Annotated in this window: 13 protein-coding genes; 4 read left to right on the forward strand and 9 right to left on the reverse strand. The window is 69.1% G+C overall.

Translation table 11 applies throughout. The features are described 5' to 3' along the window. Positions 1-48: 48 nt before the first annotated feature. From IQ292_RS14300 to IQ292_RS14320, 5 genes are read right to left on the reverse strand one after another with little or no spacing between them, the layout of a single operon-like run. Positions 49-2,475: a TonB-dependent receptor gene (locus IQ292_RS14300; RefSeq protein WP_338057636.1), complete on the reverse strand. Its 2,427-nt coding sequence runs from the start codon at positions 2,473-2,475 to the stop codon at positions 49-51. Then, the gene (locus tag IQ292_RS14305) at positions 2,426-3,379 is read right to left on the reverse strand and encodes a FecR family protein (RefSeq protein WP_338057637.1); all 954 of its coding nucleotides are present in this window, start codon (positions 3,377-3,379) and stop codon (positions 2,426-2,428) included. Before IQ292_RS14305 ends, IQ292_RS14300 begins: the two co-directional genes overlap by 50 nt. Then, positions 3,369-3,926, reverse strand: coding sequence for an RNA polymerase sigma factor (locus IQ292_RS14310; protein WP_203310981.1), 558 nt, complete (start codon positions 3,924-3,926; stop codon positions 3,369-3,371). Before IQ292_RS14310 ends, IQ292_RS14305 begins: the two co-directional genes overlap by 11 nt. Positions 3,927-3,945: 19 nt before the next feature. Beyond that, positions 3,946-4,749, reverse strand: coding sequence for a ChbG/HpnK family deacetylase (locus IQ292_RS14315; protein WP_203310982.1), 804 nt, complete (start codon positions 4,747-4,749; stop codon positions 3,946-3,948). Continuing rightward, the gene (locus tag IQ292_RS14320; RefSeq protein WP_203310983.1) at positions 4,724-5,605 is read right to left on the reverse strand and encodes a glycosyltransferase family 2 protein; all 882 of its coding nucleotides are present in this window, start codon (positions 5,603-5,605) and stop codon (positions 4,724-4,726) included. Before IQ292_RS14320 ends, IQ292_RS14315 begins: the two co-directional genes overlap by 26 nt. A 165-nt stretch (positions 5,606-5,770) precedes the next feature. Between IQ292_RS14320 and IQ292_RS14325 the strand changes: the two genes are divergently transcribed. Then, the gene (locus IQ292_RS14325; RefSeq protein WP_238941108.1) at positions 5,771-7,276 is read left to right on the forward strand and encodes a hypothetical protein; all 1,506 of its coding nucleotides are present in this window, start codon (positions 5,771-5,773) and stop codon (positions 7,274-7,276) included. A gap of 88 nt (positions 7,277-7,364) precedes the next feature. After that, complete coding sequence (locus IQ292_RS14330; RefSeq protein ID WP_338057638.1) at positions 7,365-7,895, forward strand: DUF2141 domain-containing protein; 531 nt, start codon at positions 7,365-7,367, stop codon at positions 7,893-7,895. Here the strand turns inward: IQ292_RS14330 and IQ292_RS14335 are convergent. The 4 genes from IQ292_RS14335 to IQ292_RS14350 all read right to left on the reverse strand — a co-directional run bounded on the left by IQ292_RS14335 (position 7,892) and on the right by IQ292_RS14350 (position 16,345). Then, positions 7,892-9,124, reverse strand: a complete 1,233-nt coding sequence (locus tag IQ292_RS14335) for a histidine-type phosphatase (protein ID WP_203310984.1) — start codon at positions 9,122-9,124, stop codon at positions 7,892-7,894. The two genes, IQ292_RS14330 and IQ292_RS14335, sit on opposite strands and share 4 nt — an antisense overlap. Positions 9,125-9,137: 13 nt before the next feature. After that, positions 9,138-11,750: a TonB-dependent receptor gene (locus tag IQ292_RS14340; protein ID WP_203310985.1), complete on the reverse strand. Its 2,613-nt coding sequence runs from the start codon at positions 11,748-11,750 to the stop codon at positions 9,138-9,140. A 103-nt stretch (positions 11,751-11,853) separates the two neighbouring features. Further along, positions 11,854-14,229, reverse strand: coding sequence for a DUF3772 domain-containing protein (locus IQ292_RS14345; RefSeq protein WP_203310986.1), 2,376 nt, complete (start codon positions 14,227-14,229; stop codon positions 11,854-11,856). A 43-nt stretch (positions 14,230-14,272) separates the two neighbouring features. Further along, positions 14,273-16,345, reverse strand: coding sequence for a malate synthase G (locus IQ292_RS14350; RefSeq protein WP_203310987.1), 2,073 nt, complete (start codon positions 16,343-16,345; stop codon positions 14,273-14,275). 95 nt (positions 16,346-16,440) lie between these two features. Between IQ292_RS14350 and IQ292_RS14355 the strand changes: the two genes are divergently transcribed. After that, positions 16,441-17,349, forward strand: coding sequence for a LysR family transcriptional regulator (locus IQ292_RS14355; RefSeq protein ID WP_203310988.1), 909 nt, complete (start codon positions 16,441-16,443; stop codon positions 17,347-17,349). Positions 17,350-17,426: 77 nt separating this feature from the next. Further along, positions 17,427-17,642: a hypothetical protein gene (locus IQ292_RS14360; protein WP_203310989.1), complete on the forward strand. Its 216-nt coding sequence runs from the start codon at positions 17,427-17,429 to the stop codon at positions 17,640-17,642. Positions 17,643-17,675: the final 33 nt, after the last annotated feature.

Genomic DNA, 17,675 nt, shown 5'->3' on the forward strand with positions numbered 1-17,675 from the left:
TTGCGGCACATAGGCGCAAAACGCGGCGTTTTCCAGACTTGCGTGCGGCTACCAGGCCGCGGTTACCCCCAGCCGGACGTTGAGCGGGCGCGGCGGCGTCGTCTGGTCGCGCATCGCCAGCCGGAACGGATTGCCATAGGCGAAGCGGCTGACCGCCGTGTCCGTCAGATTGTCCACGCCGAGCCGCCAGTCCAGATTGCGCCAGCGCACCCCCGCCGACGCACCCAGCGACCAGTAGCGCCCTTGGCTGACATCGAGCAGATCGCCCGTGCCCAGCACCGACCGCCCGACATAGGCGATCGTCGCGCCGACGCGGGGCTGCCACGCCGCCGTCCGGTTCCAGGCGTAGGTGATCGCCGCATTGCCCGCCAGCGGCGGCGTATCGGGCAGGCGCCTGTTGTCGCGTTTCGATTGATCCGCGACGGGGCCGCTGACGCGATTTTCGGTGAACAGCAGCGCCCCGGTCAGGTCGAGGCCCGCGACCGGAATCCAGTCCGCGGTCGCTTCCACCGTATAGATCGAGGCGTTGCCGATATTGTCGGTATAGGGCGCGCCGCGGCGATTGATCAGGTCCGCCTGGATATCCCGCCACCAGGCCGTCGACGCGCTGGCGGCGAAGGCCAGCCCGGTCGCGCCGCTGCGCAGCCGTCGCAGTCCGAATTCGCCCAGCAGGATCGAGTCGGGCTTGTAGTTCGCGACGCGTCCGACCCCCTGCGCGACCGCGAGGCCGCCGGTCCTGAAGCCCGTCTGGAAGCGGGCGAAGGCGGCGAGCCGGGCGCCCAGCCGGTAGGAGAGGGCGACGGTCGGATCGAGCCGCTGCGTCGAACGGCCGCGAATATAGCCGCCGCGCGGCGTCGAGGATGGTTCGCCGTCGACGCGGGCGGCGGTTGCACGCAGCCCCGCCGTCACCGACAGCGCGGGGTCGAGCACGAAGGTGGCTTCGCCGAAGACGGACGCCTGCCGCGTGACGTTGCTGACGCCGATTATGTCGGCCTCGCGCCCGACATATTCGAACTTGCGGCTGAGGATCGACTTGTCGCTGATCAACGACACGCCGATCAGCCATGATGCCCCGCTGGCGAAGCTGCGCGACAGCCGGCTTTCGTGCGACACGAGCAGCTTGTCCATGTCCGTGCGATAGGCGACGGGCGGCGGCGGGACGCGGGCGTACGGCGTCGCGTCGAACGTATCGACCGTTTCGAGCCGCGCGACTCCCGTCGCCGAGACGAGGGACAGGCCGTTCGCCCAGTCGTGGCTGATGACCAGGCGACCGAACAGGAAGCTGCTGTCGAAGGGTTGCGCGATGGCGGCGGCGTGCGCGAGTGGACCGACGACGGGCTCCGCATATTGGCCGTCGCGGCTGACGATATGTTGCGCGGCGCCGCTGGCGTCGACGCGCCATCCGCTCTGCGTCTGCCAACGCGCCGCCAGCCGGCCGCCGCTGACGAAGGTGTCGTTGGTGTCGCGCCGGTGGCGCCGGCTATCGTCGATATAGCCGCCGTCGCGCGCCGTATAGGCGACGCCGCGGATGGCGGCGTTCTCGGCCACCGGCAGGTTCAGCATCGCAGCGAGATCGCCGCCATTGTCGCCATGCGCGGTCATGACCGCGCCCGCGGTGACGGACCCTGCGACGCGTCGTGGATCGGGCGCATTCGAGGTGAGCCGTACCACCCCGCCGATCGCGCCCGCACCGTATAGCGTGCCTTGCGGTCCTTCCATGACCTCGACGCTGCGCATGTCGTAGAGGCGCAGCCCGGGGTCCGCACCGGAGGCGTTGAGCTGGACATCGTCGAGATAGACGCTGGCGGTGGATTGCGTCGTTCCCGAGAAGCTGCTGTCCGCGATGCCGCGGATGAACAGCTTGTTGCGGCCCGGCCCGAGTTGCGTGCTCTGGATCACCGGCAGGGTGCGTGACAGGTCGGTCACCTCGCCCACCGCGCCGTTGGGCAATCGCGGCGTGCCGATCGAGAAGGCGATGCTGCCCGGATATCGCAGCAGGGGGATCGCCTGCTTGCTGGCGGTGACGATGATGTCGGCGCCGTTCGAGTCCGAGCCCTGCGATCGCTCGGCCGGAGGCGCCGGGCGGCGGGCCGGGGCGCGGCGCGTCGGCGTCCGCTGCCGGACCACGCGGAAGCCGCCTCCGCGGATCGGCTCGGCGCGAAAGCCGGTGCCGGCGAGCAACCGATCGAGTGCCACGCGGACCGGCAACAGGCCGGTAACCGCATGGGTGCGAACCGCGTTCAGGCCATGTTCGGTGCTGATGATCTCGATGCCGGTCTGTCGGCCGAGGTCGAGCAGGGCGCGATCGAGCGTCGACGGTGCCAATACGATCGACGTCTCGCGCGGCGGCGCCGCAGCGGCGGGCGATGGCAGGAAGGGAAGGACCAGCGAAAGCAGGAGCGGGACGATGCCCGCGACATGCGCGTCAACGCGGCGTCGTCGCCTCGCTCGCCAGGATCCATGCCTTTCCGTCACGTCGCCACGTCGCCCCGATCAGATCGGCCAGATGCGGTACGTCCCGATCGGCAGTCCCCGTCATCGCGACCATGCCCGTAAAGGGCCGGCTCGACAAGTCGCCCGCCAGCGTGAGACGGAAACCGTACAGGCGGCCGATCCGCGCCGCGACGGTGCCAAGCGGGACCGCGTCGAACGACAGGTGACCCCGGCGCCAGCCGCCGACCTCGTCCGGTGTCACCTTGCTGCGGACGATGCGGCCGTCCGCCACCGCGGCGGCGTCTCCGGCGGTCATCACGACGCGCGCATCCGCGGGCGCGAGCATCACGGACCCTTCGGCGACCGCCACGTCCGTTCGCGTCCCGGTGCGCGCGACGTCGAACACGGTGCCGAGATCGCGGATCGCGAGACCGCCCGATTGCAGCGTGAAGGGCGACTTTTCATCGTGACGAACGTGCAGCGTGATCTCACCGCTTTCGAGCGACGCGGTGCGCGGGTCGCCACGGTCGAGCGATAGGCGCGTTCCGCCGCTCATCTCGATCCGCGTGCCGTCCGCCAGCGTGACGGTGCGCGGCTGGCCGTCCGGCGTCGCGACGACATAGGTGCCGGAAGGGGCGGACGTGAGCATGCCGGTTGCGGCCACCACCGCCAGCGCCGCCGCCATCGCACCCCCGGCAACCCAGCCGCGCATGCTCCAACCGCGACGATGACCAGGCAATGGCATGTCGTCGTTGGCGGCCTGCGGCGCGGGAAAGACAGCGGCGGCGATCAGGCGGTCGTCCATCGCGACGCGATCATAGGCCGATGCATGGGCGGGGTCGGCTTCGAGCCAGAGGGTGAACGCCTCCCACTCGCGCGGCGACATCTCATCCTGGCGCAGGTGCCAGGCGATCGCCGCATCGATAATCGTCCGGTCAGCCTGCACGCGTGGGACCCCTTTCATCCTCTAGACGACGCGGATCATCCAAACCCTCATCGGCGTGCTGCAATCTGTCGTGAATTTGTCGATAGGCCCTTTGCAGGAGCTTTTCGACGCCGCTGACGCTGATCCCCAGCGTGCCTGCGATGACGCGCTGCGACTCCCCCTCGATCCGGAATAGTCGCAGCGCCGTCGCCATCCGCTCCGGCATGTCGGCGATCGCGGCTTCGACCACGCGCAGCTGGCTGCGCGCGAACAGCGCGCGTTCCGCATTCGGCACTTCATCGGCCGCCGGCATCGTCTCCAGCCACGCCGATTCCCGGGCCACGCGGCGACTGCCGGCGATGCGGCGGTCGGTCGCCAGATTGGCGGCGACGCGATACAGAAAACCGGCCGGCTGCGCGACGGGGCCGTCGCTCAACCGGTCGAGCCGCAGCCACATGTCCTGCAGCACGTCCTCCGCGTCGTCGCGACTGCCCAGCCGCGCCGTCAGCATGCGCAGCAGCATCGGTCGCTGTTCGAGGAAGATGCCGCGCAGCCCGTCTTCCGCCAATCCGCCCGAATCCCAAGCTTCAGGCCGGAAATGCCAGCCCTTCTGTCGCAGCCATGTCCGCGATTGCGGCAGCTTGCAAGGCCGCCGCCTCCCGCGGCCGCGCCGCGGCGATCGCGTCGCCGTCACGATGCCCCGCGCCCGGATGGCACATGACGAGATGCATCTTGCCCGGCCGGCGCAGGAATTTCGGGAGGATCGTGCCGTAGTCGCGCGCGAAGTCGTAGTGGCCCGCGAAACCTTCGTTGCAGCGGAGACCGTGGCGCGCCGCATCCTGGCGCAGGCCGCGACAATGATAGGCGCTTCCGATCGCCTTGCCGACGAATGGGCGGGACAGCATGGCGAGCACACCATCGGTGCAGTCGCGCACCCATGCCGCGGGCGCGCGGCGTGCGGTCTCGGCGAGCACGATCTCGCGGATGCCGGGAAGCGCATGGGCGTGCTGGTGCCCGTCAACGAAGGCAGGCGGCCGGCCGAGCACGCCGATGAACGCATCGAACTGGGCGCGGACTTCGCGCGCGATCTCGTCAAGCGCGATCAGGTGCCGCGCGGCGAGCCTGCACAAGGGATCGATATCGGGCAGCACGCCGTCCGGCGCGGTTTCCGGCATGTGCGTGAGCGGCACCTCGCCCGTCAGCGTAAGGTGAAGCCCGACCTCGACATGGGATGGCAGGTCGCGGAGCAGTTCGGCGTCGTCCGTCCAGCCGGGCATGACGGCCATGCAGCTGGTGGCGTTGAGCTTGCCCGCCCGCGCCAGGGCGGCGATCGTCTCGCTGGTCTGACGCGAAAAGGCGAAGTCGTCAGCACACAGAATTAGACGTGGCAAAAGCCGGCCCTTCCAAATCGTGATAGGCACGCTCGCGGATCTTGTTGCTCATAAGGCGCCGCCGCTGCAAGCGGGGACCGAGGAACTTGTAGAAGAACCAGCTGCCGGCCCAGGGCGCGGTGGCCGAATAGACCAGACGTTCGAAGAGCGTCCAGCGGATCGAGTCGCGGTCCCGCTCGCGCGGGGAGGGCATGCACCACAGGTCCTGCGAATAGTGCATAGCGCCCAGTGCCATCGTGCGATGGATCACTTCATGATCCTCCAGGATGAATGGCCACAGATCGGGATCGAAGCCGCCCGCGGCGCGCAGACTGGCGACGTGGAACGCCTGGCCGGCCCCGCCGGCATGGCACTGGCGCGGCAGGGCGCGCGCGGCGGCGAGGATCTTCCGGGCTTCCGCGTCCAGGTCGGACTGATCCGCACCCGGCTCGACGAAATAGGCACCCGCGACGACGCAACCGTCACGCGACAGCAACCGCTCCGCCTCGGCGAGATAGTGCGGCGGATACAGGGTGTCCGCGTCGCAGGTCGCGACATAGGTGGTGCGCACCCAGGCGAGGCCGGTCCGCAGCGCCGCCACCTTGCCCGGCGTCCGCTCGGTCAGCACCAAAGCGTCGAGGCCGTGCGCGCGTGCCGCGCTACGAGCGATGTCGGCGCTGCCGTCCGTGGAGCCGTTGTCGACGAGGATGAGCTTCGCCGGCACGTGCTGCGCGGCGATGCTGGCGATCGTGGCCGGCAGGAACGCCGCCTCGTTGAAGAACGGGATCAGCACGGTCCAGGCAGTCGTCGCGCGTGGCGCGATGACGCTCCACGGCTCCCCGCCGAAGCCCGCGTCCTGATCGAAGCTCAGATACATGCCCAGTCTCGCTCGTCGGGCGCTGCCTCGTCACCGTCTCCCCCAGTGACGAAGGGCGCTTTGCCTTCCCCACCCATCAGACGACGCCGATCGGGCGGGTCCGTACATCGACTGGTAAAAAAATCCTTATGGTGCGGCCGGGAGCGCTCGGGCTAGGCGGTCGGCATGGCTTCACCGGCATCCGCGCACGACCCGCACACCTCCGTTCCGTCCCGTCCGCATCGCGTGGCCTGGTGGCCGTGGGCCCTCGCCCTGGTCGTCATCGCCGTCGCCATCCGGTGCCGCGACTTCGGCAATCCGGTCATCCACGTGGACGAGCAATATTATCTTCTCGTCGGCAGCCGCATGCTGGACGGTGCCGTTCCCTATATCGACCTGTGGGATCGCAAGCCGGTCGGCCTCTTCCTGATCTATGCGGCGATCCGGCTGCTGCCCGGCGACGGTATCCTTGCGTACCAGCTCGTCGCGACGCTCTTCGCGGCGGGAACGGCGGCGCTTGTCATGTACGGCGCGCGCCGGCTCGGCGCGGCGCGGGTCGGCGCCTTCGCGGCCGCGGTCGCCTATCTGCTGTGGCTGTCGCTGCTGAGCGGACGGGGTGGACAGTCGCCGGTCTTCTACAATCTGTTCACGGCGGCGGCGGCCGTGCTGACGCTCCGGCTGCCGGCGCTCGCCGCCGCCCGACGACCGGGCGCGATCGTGGCCAGCGGCGCCGCGGCCTGCCTGCTCGCCGGCCTCGCGATCCAGACCAAATACACGCCCGTGGTGGAGGGGGCGTTCTTCGGCCTGGCGCACAGCTGGTACCTGCGCAGGGCAGGCGGATCGGTCGCGATGCTGATCGGCGCCATGTTGCTCTGGGCAGTGCTGGGGGTGGCGCCGACCGCCATCGTCGTGCTTGCCTATTGGCTGCGCGGGCCGGCGGTGTTCGCCGCCTTCTGGTTCTCCAACTTCGCCTCGATCGCGCTGCGGCACGGTTATCCGGCCGCGAAGATCGCGGCGCGGCTGGCGGGAACCGGCGCGCAGCTGCTGCCCTTCATCCTGTGCGCGGTGGCGGCATGGCGTTGCCGCCCGCGCCGACCCGAAACCTATATCGTGTTCGGCTGGCTCGGCGCCGCACTGGTCGCGTTCGCGATGATCGGCGCCTTCTTCGACCATTATGCGCTGCCGCTGATGGTGCCGCTGACGATGATCGCCGCGCCGGTCCTCGATCGCCACCGGGCGGCGATCGTTGCGCTGCTGGGCTATGGCGCATTGCTCTTCGTGGCGCGCGTGCTGCTGGTACCCACCGACGCGGCGTCCGCGCGCGCCGTGGCCGCGGTGATGCGGACCTATGACGGCGGCCAGTGCCCGTTCGTCTTCGCCGGCGATTCGGTGCTCTACGTGCTGGCGGATGCGTGCGTGCCGACGCCCTATGCCTTTCCCTCGACGCTGGCCTATGACGCGGAGCGCGGAGCGACGGGGATCGACGAGGCGGCCGAGGTGCGCCGCGTGCTGGCGGGCAGGCCGCCGGTGATCGTGACGATGGACGAGCCCTTCGCGCCCTGGAACCCTGACAGCGAGGCGGCGGTCGCCGCCGCTCTTAGGCGCGACTATCGCTTGTCGCTCTCCGTCCCGCGCGAGGATGGCCACCTCCTGGCCTATGTCCGGCGCGACCGGCTGTCGGCAGGGCGATAAGCCGCCGCCTCCGGGCGGGCGGGGTGCGGGTTGTGCCGCCCGGCATCGTCTACACGGGCGACACCCTCTGCAATGGAGCCATGACGTCGTGCTGATCGCATTCCGCCCGTTCCTGCCGCTGCTGCCGCTCGGCCTGATGCTGGTCTCCGCCGCGGCGCCGATGCCTATCGAGATGCTGGGTTCCGACGCCACCGCCTGTCGCGCGGGCAGGGGCCCCGCCATCCAGGTCAACGTCGCCGGGCTGAAGGACCGGCAGGGCGAGATGTGGCTGGAACTCTACCCCGCCTCCGAGGACGACTTCTTGCGGGACGACACGGCGCTGGTCGCGGAAGGCAAGACGTTCCGCCGCACGCGCGCCGCGCCGCCGGCGAGCGGCGACTTTGCCATGTGCGTCTCGGTCCCGCGGCCGGGACGCTACGCCCTGCTGCTACGCCACAACCGGACGGGCAAGGACAAGTTCTCGATCTGGAGCGACGGCGTCGGCTTTCCGGGTGCCGGCACGATCGGCCGGTCCAGGCCCAAGTTCGCCCAGGCGGTCGTCGATGCCGGAAGCGGCGTGACGGTCTCGACGATCCGGCTGCAGTATCTGCGCGGCCTGCGCGGCTTCCAGCCGCTCTAGTCTCGCGGGGTCGCCGACAGCTTCGCCGCGAACGCCTTTGCCGTACAAAGGCCGATGATGCCCCTCGCGGAACAGCCCGGAATGGGCAGCAGCGCCATATAGGGCGGGCGGCCGGACGTCAGGGGCGTGAGGGTGCGGATCTGGTCTATCGTCTGGCTGCGGAACACCGCGCGAACGTAATGCGCGCCTTCCGCATCCGTGAGCCGCTCGAACAGGATCGCGCCGCCGGGAGAGGGGTCGTCGGCAGCAAGGCCGGGGACTCGCCAGTGCAGGTCGAGCAGGCCACCCATTGCCGCGACATTGGTGTCGTGGCCGACGATCATCGTGACCGGCGCCCGGTCCGCACCCTGCAGCGCATCGAGGATGAGCGGCGACAGCAGGGACAGGTTGGCGCGTGCGACATAGGCCGGCCGCGCGAGCAGCTGGAATTCGAGCGCATGCAGCGCCGCCAGCGCGGCGATATCCTCCGCGGTGGCGCGGCCCCAGCCGACCTCAGCCATCGGCTTGCCGTCCGCATATTCGAGCAGAAGGATTTGCGCCGCCGTCGACGCCCGGTCGAGGGCACCGGTCAGCTTCGGCCGACGGTCGGGACGCGCCGGTGCCAGATCGCTCGCTTGGTCGCCGACGCCGCATCCGGGCCTGGGCGTTCCGCACAGGATCGCGTCGAGGCGAGTCAACAGCGGCCGGACACGCGCCTCACGACCGGCGATGCCGCCGGACCCGGCAGCGGCCAGCACCGCCGCCTGCGCCGTCGCGGCGTCGAAAGACACCGCCTTTTCATCGATGGGCGAGAAGATCGGGTCGGCCTCGCCCTGCGGCCGATGTTCGATCGATGCGGAGCAGCCAGGCGCGATCCCCCTGGCATAGGCTTTGGCCGTCTCGATCGTCCGTTCGTCGCTGTCGGCGACAAGACGGATACGGGCACAGCCCGTCGCCGGCAACAGTCCCTTGGCGACCCAATAGCCACGGTCGAAGGCCGCGACCTGCGTGACCGCCGCGCCGCCGTGCGGCGTCAGATAGCCGGGGGCGACCGGCCATGTCGGCCAGGGCCGATCCGCGACGCCGGCCGGCATCGGCGGCGCCTTTGTCGGTGGCCGCACGCCGTGGCGCATCAATACCACGGTGCGATCGAGCTTCAGCCCCGTGGGGACCGGAAGCTGCTGCGCCGCTGCCGGCGAGGCGAGGGCCAGGGTCAGGGTCAGGGCCGCAGCCAATGTCGTCCGGATCATCGTCTGTCCCCCGTCAGAAATGCAGCTGCACGCCCCAGCGGAAGCTGTGGCCATAGCGTTCTCGTTCAACCAGTTGCGGCTTCGTTCCGATGAAGCGCCGCCACGGTGCATCGGTGAGATTCAGTGCCTGACCGAAGAAGGTCAGCTGCGGCGTGACCTCGTAGCTTATGTTGGCGTCGAGCTGACCGTTGGCGTCGGTATATTGATCCGTCGCCGCCGTCGCGCCCAACGTGTCCAGATATTTGGAGCGGAACGAGTAGGCCGCGCGGATGGCAAAGCCGTATTTCTCGTAGAACAGCTGCGCGGTGCCGACGTCGCGGGATTGCAGGAACAGCGGGAAACGTCCGCTCCGCCCGCCGGGGATCGCGCCTTCGCCATGGCCGGTGATATGGGCGTAATTGGCGGCGATGCCGAAACCGTCCAGGGCGCCGGGCAGGAAGGTGAAGCGTATCTGGAGATTGGCCTCCAGTCCGTCCAGCACCGCCTTGTCGACATTGGTCGCCTGCGCGACGGTGACGCCGTTCAGCGCCTGCCCCGCAAACGTGCCGTTCACCCCCAGCGTCGCGCCGGTGTAGATGGGGTTGTCGATGACCTTGCGGAAATAGCCGAGGGACAGCAGTCCCTGGCCCGGCAGATAATATTCGATCGCCGCGTCGAGGTTCACCGCCCGGTACGGCTTGAGAGCGGGGTTGCCGAGCGTGACGCTGACCGGCGACACCGTCTGGTCGACGAGCACATAGGGGGCGAGATCGGGATAGTTCGGCCGGCCGAGCGACGTCGTCGCGGCGGCGCGGACCAGCAGGCTGTCGGTCACTTCCCACTTCGCATTCAGGCCGGGAAACCAGTTGGTATAGCTCTTCGCACCGAAGGCGTTGTAATCCGAGTCCAGCGGCGATGCGGCAGTAACCAGCTTCGCCTTGGTCCGATCGCGCGTATGTTCGACGCGGACGCCCGGCACGATCGTGACCGGGCCCAGATGCGCGGTGACCATCGCATAGCCGGCCCAGATCTGCTCGGCGACGTCATAGTCGTTGGCCAGGCTGTTGGTCCGGCTGGAGGCGATGTTCGCGGTGATGGTGCCGGGATTGGCGGCGAGATAGGCCTGCGCCGTGTCATAGCCGATCCGCACCGGAAAGACGTAGCGACCGTCGTAGAAGCTCGTGTCGCCGAGATAGGATACGCTGGCGAGCGTGAACGCACGGCCCGCGGTCAGCCCGTAGGTCAGATAGTCGCGGGCGTTGGTCTTGTGCCGATCGAGATATTTGGCACCGACCTTCAGGCTGCCGTCGGTCGCGAAGCCCAGCGGCAGCGTCAGATCTGCGCGGCCCTGCCACAGCGTTTCCACCGCGTTGCGCGTGTCGTAATTGACGCTGTTGAGCGCATAGGCACTTTGGTTCGCATTCGGCTGGACCGACGGGGTGAAGACGTAGGGCGTGTCCGAGACGTCATAGGCGACCGTCAGCGCGCTACCGCCCGTGCGGAAGTTATATTCGGAGCGCAGCGGGTCGCGCTTCTGCGCCCGCGTCCATGCCCCGGCTAGCTCAAGTGCCGCGTCGCCGAAGCGGAAGTTGCCGCCGGCCTGCACCGACTTGGTATTGTCGGTTTCCTCGCGCCGGCGAACGCGGATGCTGCCGCGTCCCCGGAACGTGCCGCTCGTCGGCCCCGTCGCGACGACGGCGGACTGGTTGTCGATGATGAACTGGTCGCGGGTCTCGTTGTCGTCGAACCGCGACAGCGTGCCGCGCAGAAAGAGCTTGGCCGTGTCCGTCGGATGCCAGTCGAGGTTGAGGACGACGCCCTCGCGGGTCCGCACGAGGTTGTAGTCGCGCAGCGCGCCCTGGTCGGGCAGGACGACGCTCGGCGCGATCGACCCTGCCGCGGTGGTTACCGCACGCCAGTTGGTCGAACCCTGGAAATTCTCGGACTCGATCGACCGGCGCGAGTAATTCACCGAAAGCACCGCACCGAACTGCTCGTTCGCGCCGAACCGGCCGCCGACTTGCGCGTCGCCTTCGTAAGGATGGCCACCGTTGAGGTGATAGGCGCCATATTGCAGCCGCGCGTCCGCGAACAGCGGCGCCTTGCGGTCGAAGGCCGTCAGGGTGCGGATGTTGACCTCACCGCCGATCGCGTTCGCATCCTGGTCCGCCGTCAGCGATTTGGTGACGATCACCGAGTTGATCAGGGCCGACGGAATATCGTCCAGCTTGACCTGCCGTCCGTCCGGTTCCGGGGCCGGCATCGTCAGACCGTTGAGGACGACATTGACCAGGTTCGGATTGACGCCGCGGATGATGACGTAGCGGCCTTCGCCCTGATCGTTGGCCACAGAAAGACCGGGCAGCCGGCGAACTGCTTCCGCGACATTCTGGTCGGGCAGCTTGCCGACGTCATTGGCGTACAGCGCCTCGACAACGTTGTCGGCCTGCCGCTTCGTCTCGATCGCCTTCTTCTCGCCCTGCGCGGTGCCGACGACGAGGATGTCCGCCTCGGTCTGGACGTCGGCAGGCGCGGCGCCCGTCACGCTGGCGCCGCCGCTTGCGGCGGGCGATGTCTGCGCCTGCACGGCGGATGCCACGAAAAGGCCGAGCGCGGAGGCGCCGGCGCGCAGCGAGGCAGATGTCATGACGGCTTGTCCCCCAAAATCGGCACTTCGGTGCCGTTCGTGGGACCTCGCTAGGCAATCACCTTTTCATGCTCGTTTCACGAAAATGAACCAAATGTGACGTTCATTCCGATGGACCATTCGGGGGGATGATTTCCAGCTTCTGCGGCAATGTGCCGATCTCTATGCCGCGTTCGCGGAACCGGCGCAGCAGCACCAGCAGGATCGCGCTGCGGGTCGGATAGGCGGCGCGTGCGCTGGCAACGTGCGCGAAGCAATTGAACAGGATGCGGTCGTTGGCAATGCCGTCGATGAACGCGGCCGGCGCCGGCGCGTCTAGCACCGCCGGCTCTTCCGTGAAGCTCTGCAACACGAGCGAGCGGACGAGGTCGGCGTCGGTGCCGAGCGGCACGGAAAATTGCAGCTGGATGCGGCCGAGCGCGTTGCTCAGCGTCTTGTTGAGCACCGATTTGGTGATCAGTTCCGAATTCGGGACGATCAGCGTCGAATGGTCGGCCAGCTCGATCTCGGTCGAACGGACGCTGATCCGCTTGACGTCTCCCTCGTCGGTGCCGACGCGAACGAGATCGCCGATCTTGATCGGGCGTTCCGCGAGCAGGATGAGGCCGGAGACGAAGTTCTGCGTGATCGCCTGAAGACCGAAACCGATGCCGACCGACAGCGCTGACAGCAGCAGCGCGATCCGCTCGACGCCGATGCCGAGCGATGCGAGCGCCCAGATCACCGCGAGCGCGATACCGACGTAGCGCGCGACGAGGCTGACCGAATTGCGGCCAGACCCGTCGAGGTCGGTGGTCGGCAAATACCGGTTCTCGAGCCAGCTCATGAACGCGCGCACGAGCGCCAGCCCCACGAACAGGACGAGCAGACCCTGCAGGATCGCGCCCGGCGAGATCGCAATGCCGCCGATCTGCACGCCCTGCGCCAGCGCGCCCAGCCGCCCGAAGATGGCGGCGACACCCGCACCCGCACCGAATGGGTTCAGCAGCAGCGCGAGCGCGGCGATGCCGAGCGCCAGGCGGACGATGCCGGAGAACAGCACGCCGAACTGGTCGACCGCGCTGCCCCGGATGCCCAGACCCTGGACCAGCACCACGCCCAGCCGGCTCGATCGACGGAACAGCGTGGTCGCCACGTCGTCGACCGCCGCCATCAACAGATACACGCTGCTTCCGACGACCGTCGTCCAGCCGATCATCCGCGCCAGCAGCAGGCTGAGGCTGACGTAGCCGAGCAGCAGCGCGCCGATGGCGCCGATGACCACCACCCAGGCGAGCAGCGTCGCGGCGCCGAGCCAGGCGGTCGCCGACGTGCTCGCCGCATCGGGCTGCTCGGCGGCGCGGCGCGCGCGAAGCGTCGCGATCACGAGCAGCGTCGCGACGATCAGCGCGAGATGGAGCAGGGCCTCGCCGGCCTGCGTCGCCACCTGCGCCGCATTGCTTGCGCCGATACTCGTCTCGAACGCCTCGATCATGATCGTGACGAAGGCGAGCAGGCTGAGCAATTGGGTCATGGGCCGCAGGCGCGCGGCCGCTTCGTCGCCGATCGGCGCGATCCGCCACGAGGCCTGGTTGCGCATCAGCAGCGCGCCGAAGATCGCCATGGTGAAGCCGCTGAATCCCGCCGCCATCACCAGCGCGTCGAGCAGGTCGCTCCATCGCTGCGGCAGCAGGCCCGACCAGCGCAATCCCTGGACGAAGGACGCGGCGGCGAGCGTGGGCATCAGCGTGCCGATCGCGACGCGCCACATGGCGTTGGCGGAGCGTCGCACGCGCCGGCCCGGCGCATCCTCGACCAGGAAGCGCTGCCCCGCCCGACGGGCGATCAGGCGCGCTGGAAACAGCAGAACGAGGGCGAGGATCGCGCCGACGATGGCATGCCACGGCAACCCACCGTGCCATTGGGTCGCGATCTGGGCGGTGCCCTGGTTGAGGAAGGCGGTGATGCGTCGCAGGTCGCGCGGCAGGTTCTCGGCGATCTGGCGCCAGAAATCGGGGGAAAGCGGTGACGGCGCCCTGGCGGTGATGCGTTCGCTGAGCTCCTCCGCCTGCGTCCGATCCATCTCCGCGAGCAGCTGCTCGGCCTCGACACCGAGCAGATTGCCGCGCTTGACCGCCGCGTCCAATGTGCTGTGCTGCTGCGCGAGCCGGCTGCGTTGGGCATGGATGTCGGGCGCCTCGCTGCCGTCCTGCGGTGCCGGGCCGAGCTGCGCGATCCGCGCATCGACAAGGGCCAGCTGGTCGTGCAGCTGTTCCGCCGCGTCTTGCGCATCCTGCTGCGCATTGGTGATCTTGCCCCGCAGCGTCTTGATGTCGCCGCGCGCTACCCGTCCGTCGAGCGCGCGATCGACGCTGCGCAAGTCGATCTCGGCCGCGTCGATCTGGCGTGCGAGATCGCCCGGCGATGGGGCCTGCGCCTGCGCGCCGGCGGCCGGGAGAAGGAGCGCGAGCGCGAGCGACAGGCGTAGGATCCACGACATGCGGACGCATCCTTGCCTCGCGCCGCGGCGGAGAGGCAAGCGGCTATTGTCCGGTGCGCCGCTTCGCCTCCGCGCGGAATCGGTGCAGGAGCGGCTCGGTATAGCCGTTGGGTTGCCCCACGCCCTCGAACACCAGCGCGCGCGCGGCCTGGAAGGCGATACTGTCCGCCTCGCGGCCCGCCATGGGGCGGTAGGCGGGGTCGGAGGCGTTCTGGCGATCGACCTTGGCCGCCATGCGCGCGAGCGCCTCCTCGACCTCCCGTTCCGTCGCCACGCCGTGCAGCAGCCAATTGGCCATGTGCTGCGACGAGATGCGCAGGGTCGCGCGATCCTCCATCAGGCCGACGTCGTGGATGTCGGGCACCTTCGAGCAGCCGACTCCCTGGTCGATCCAGCGCACGACATAGCCGAGGATACCCTGCGCGTTGTTGTCGAGTTCCTCGCGCACCTCCTCCGGGGACCAGTTGCGGCCCGCCGCCAGAGGCGGGGCGAGCAGGGCGGCGAGGGGCGCGACCCCCTCGCGCTGTCGGGCGCGCTGCCGCGCGGCGACGTCGACGCGGTGATAGTGGGTGGCGTGCAGCGTGGCGGCGGTCGGCGAGGGGACCCAGGCGGTCGTCGCGCCGCTCATCGGATGCACGATCTTCTGGTCGAGCATGTCCGCCATGCGATCGGGCGCCGCCCACATGCCCTTGCCGATCTGCGCGCGTCCGGCGAGCCCGCAGGCGAGGCCGATCTGCACGTTGCGATCCTCATAGGCGGCAATCCAGCCGCTCGCCTTGACCTCGCCCTTGCGGATCATCGGGCCGGCTCGCATCGCGGTATGGATTTCGTCGCCGGTGCGATCGAGGAAACCCGTGTTGATGAACACCAGCCGGTTGCGGACCGCGGCGATGCAGGCGGCGAGATTGGCGCTGGTGCGTCTCTCCTCGTCCATCACGCCGACCTTTATCGTATGGCGCGGTAGCGACAGCAGGTCCTCGACCGCATCGAACAGCCGGTCGGTGAAGGCGGCCTCCGCGGGGCCGTGCATCTTCGGCTTGACGATGTAGATCGCGCCGTGCCGGCCGTTGGCCCGCCCGCGATCGTGCCGCGCGATCAGGCTGGTGACGATGGCGTCGAGCATGCCTTCCGGCGCCTCGTCGCCATCGGACAGTCGGACGGCAGGGGTCGTCATCAGGTGGCCGACGTTGCGCACGAACAGTAGGCTGCGCCCGGGCAGGACGATCTCGCTGCCGTCCGCCGCGCGATAGCTGCGATCGGCCGCCAGCCGGCGCGTCAGGGCGCGGCCGTCCTTCTCGAACGTCTCGGTCAGGTCGCCGCGCATCAGGCCCAGCCAGTTGGCATAGGCCGCGACCTTGTCGGCCGCGTCGACGGCGGCGACCGAATCCTCCAGGTCGCAGATCGTCGTGATCGCGCTCTCCAGCACGACATCGGCGATGCCGGCGGGGTCGTCGCGGCCGATGGGATGATCGCGGTCGATCACCACCTCGATATGCAGGCCGTGATGGCGAAAGAGCAGCGACCTGTCGCCGCGACCGACGAACAGCGACGGATCGGCGAGCTGCGGTTCTCCGGTCAGATTGCCCCAGGAACCCGCGGCCAGCGGCAGCGCCTCGTCGAGGAACGCCTTCGCCCAGGCGACGACCAACGCCCCGCGGGCAGGATCGTACCCCGGCGCGCGCGCGCCGGGAATCGCGTCGGAGCCGTATAGCGCGTCGTAGAGGCTGCCCCAGCGCGCATTCGCTGCGTTGAGCAGGAACCGGGCGTTGAGGATGGGCACGACCAGCTGCGGCCCGGCGATGGTCGCGACCTCGTCATCGACCAGGCCCGGCGCGATCGCGAAGGGCTCCGGCTCCGGCACCAGATAGCCTATGTCGCGCAGGAAGTGTTCATCGACCCCTTCGCCAGCGGCATAGCGCGCGTCGATCGCCGCCTGCAGCCGATCGCGCTCCGCCAGCAGCGCGCGGTTCTCGGGCGCGAACCGTTCGAACAGCCTTGCCATCCCCTGCCAGAAGGCAGCGGTATCGACGCCGGTCCCCGGCAGTGCGTCCGTTTCGAGGAACGCGGCCAGATCGGCCGACACCTGCATTCCGGCACGTTCGGTGAAGCTCGTCATATCGGATCTCCGTCGCTCGAGCGTGGCTTGTATCGCGACGATAATCCTTTCGATAGACGATACGATCGACGGTGTGTTTTTCGAAAGAGGAAAGAATGGCATTCGATCCGGACTATGCCGTCTTCGCCGCGGTGGCCGAGGCGGGCAGCCTGACGGGCGCGGCGCGCATGCTCCGCCTGTCACCTGCCGCGGTGTCGAAGCGGCTCGCCGCCCTCGAGCAGCGGCTCGGTGCGCATCTGGTCCATCGGACGACGCGGCGGCTGGCCCTGACCCCCGCAGGCGAGCGGTTCCGCGACGATCTGGCGCCGATCGTGTCGGCGCTGCGCGCCGCGGAGGCGCGGGTCGCGGGGCGCGGCGGCAAGACCGCCGGTCGATTGACGGTGAGTGCGCCGACCTCGTTCGGCCGTCTCCATATCGCGCCGCATCTCGCGACCTTCATCGCCCGGTATCCGGAGGTCGAGCTTGCGATCGATCTGGACGACGGCTTCGTCGACCTGCACGGCGCGCGGATCGACGTCGCGGTCCGCATCGCCCCGGCGATCGCCGACGGACTCGTCGCGCACCGACTGGCGGGGAGCCGCCGGCTGTTGTGCGCGGCGCCGGCCTATCTCGACCGCCATGGCACGCCCGATTCGATCGCGGCCCTCCCGCGACATCGCCTGCTGGCCGCGGAGGGGCAGATGCCGTGGCGCCTGTCCGGCGGCGGCCGACCTGCGATCGTGCGGCAGAAGAGCCACGTCCGCACCAATTCGAGCGAGATGGTGCGAGAACTGGCGCTCGGCGGCGCGGGTATCGCGCTGCGTTCGCTGTGGGACGTGGCAAGCGACCTCGCGCAGGGACGGCTGGTCCGCATCCTGGCGCCGTGGGAAGGCTCCGCCAGCGCCGCCATCTATGCGGTGCATCTGCCCACGCCGCATGTCGGTCCCGCGGTGACGGCCTTTGTCGCCTTTCTGCGCGAGGTCGTGGACGAAGCGGATTGGGCGATGCCCGAACGCGCCGGATGACGTCGAATTCATGGAACGGGGTCGGCCCGTTGCGGCTTATTCCGCCTCATCGACGATCGACACGAGGAGGGACGATCATGAAGGTTCTGATGCTCATCGCCGCGAGCACGACGCTCATCGCCGCGCAGCCCGCGCTGGCCAAGGGCTGTATCCGCGGTGCCGTCGCGGGGGGCGTCGCCGGCCACATGGTCGGCAAGGGCCATGGCATGGCGGGTGCGGCGGTCGGCTGCGTCGCGATGCACCACCATTATGCGAAGAAGGCGCGTGCCGCCCGGGCGGCGCAGGCGCGCTGATCCGCGGCAAAGTTTAGTGAGCGCGGCCCCGGT

Origin of the sequence: Sphingomonas beigongshangi, assembly GCF_016820445.1 — a bacterium.
Classification (GTDB): Bacteria; Pseudomonadota; Alphaproteobacteria; order Sphingomonadales; family Sphingomonadaceae; genus Sphingomonas; species Sphingomonas beigongshangi.

Excerpts from the sequence above, each read along its gene's own strand:
- IQ292_RS14320 (WP_203310983.1), bottom strand. The coding sequence starts at position 5,605 with ATGTATCTGAGCTTCGATCAGGACGCGGGCTTCGGCGGGGAGCCGTGG.
- IQ292_RS14325 (WP_238941108.1), top strand. The coding sequence starts at position 5,771 with ATGGCTTCACCGGCATCCGCGCACGACCCGCACACCTCCGTTCCGTCC.
- IQ292_RS14335 (WP_203310984.1), bottom strand. The coding sequence starts at position 9,124 with ATGATCCGGACGACATTGGCTGCGGCCCTGACCCTGACCCTGGCCCTC.
- IQ292_RS14340 (WP_203310985.1), bottom strand. The coding sequence starts at position 11,750 with ATGACATCTGCCTCGCTGCGCGCCGGCGCCTCCGCGCTCGGCCTTTTC.
- IQ292_RS14345 (WP_203310986.1), bottom strand. The coding sequence starts at position 14,229 with ATGTCGTGGATCCTACGCCTGTCGCTCGCGCTCGCGCTCCTTCTCCCG.
- IQ292_RS14350 (WP_203310987.1), bottom strand. The coding sequence starts at position 16,345 with ATGACGAGCTTCACCGAACGTGCCGGAATGCAGGTGTCGGCCGATCTG.
- IQ292_RS14355 (WP_203310988.1), top strand. The coding sequence starts at position 16,441 with ATGGCATTCGATCCGGACTATGCCGTCTTCGCCGCGGTGGCCGAGGCG.
- IQ292_RS14360 (WP_203310989.1), top strand. The coding sequence starts at position 17,427 with ATGAAGGTTCTGATGCTCATCGCCGCGAGCACGACGCTCATCGCCGCG.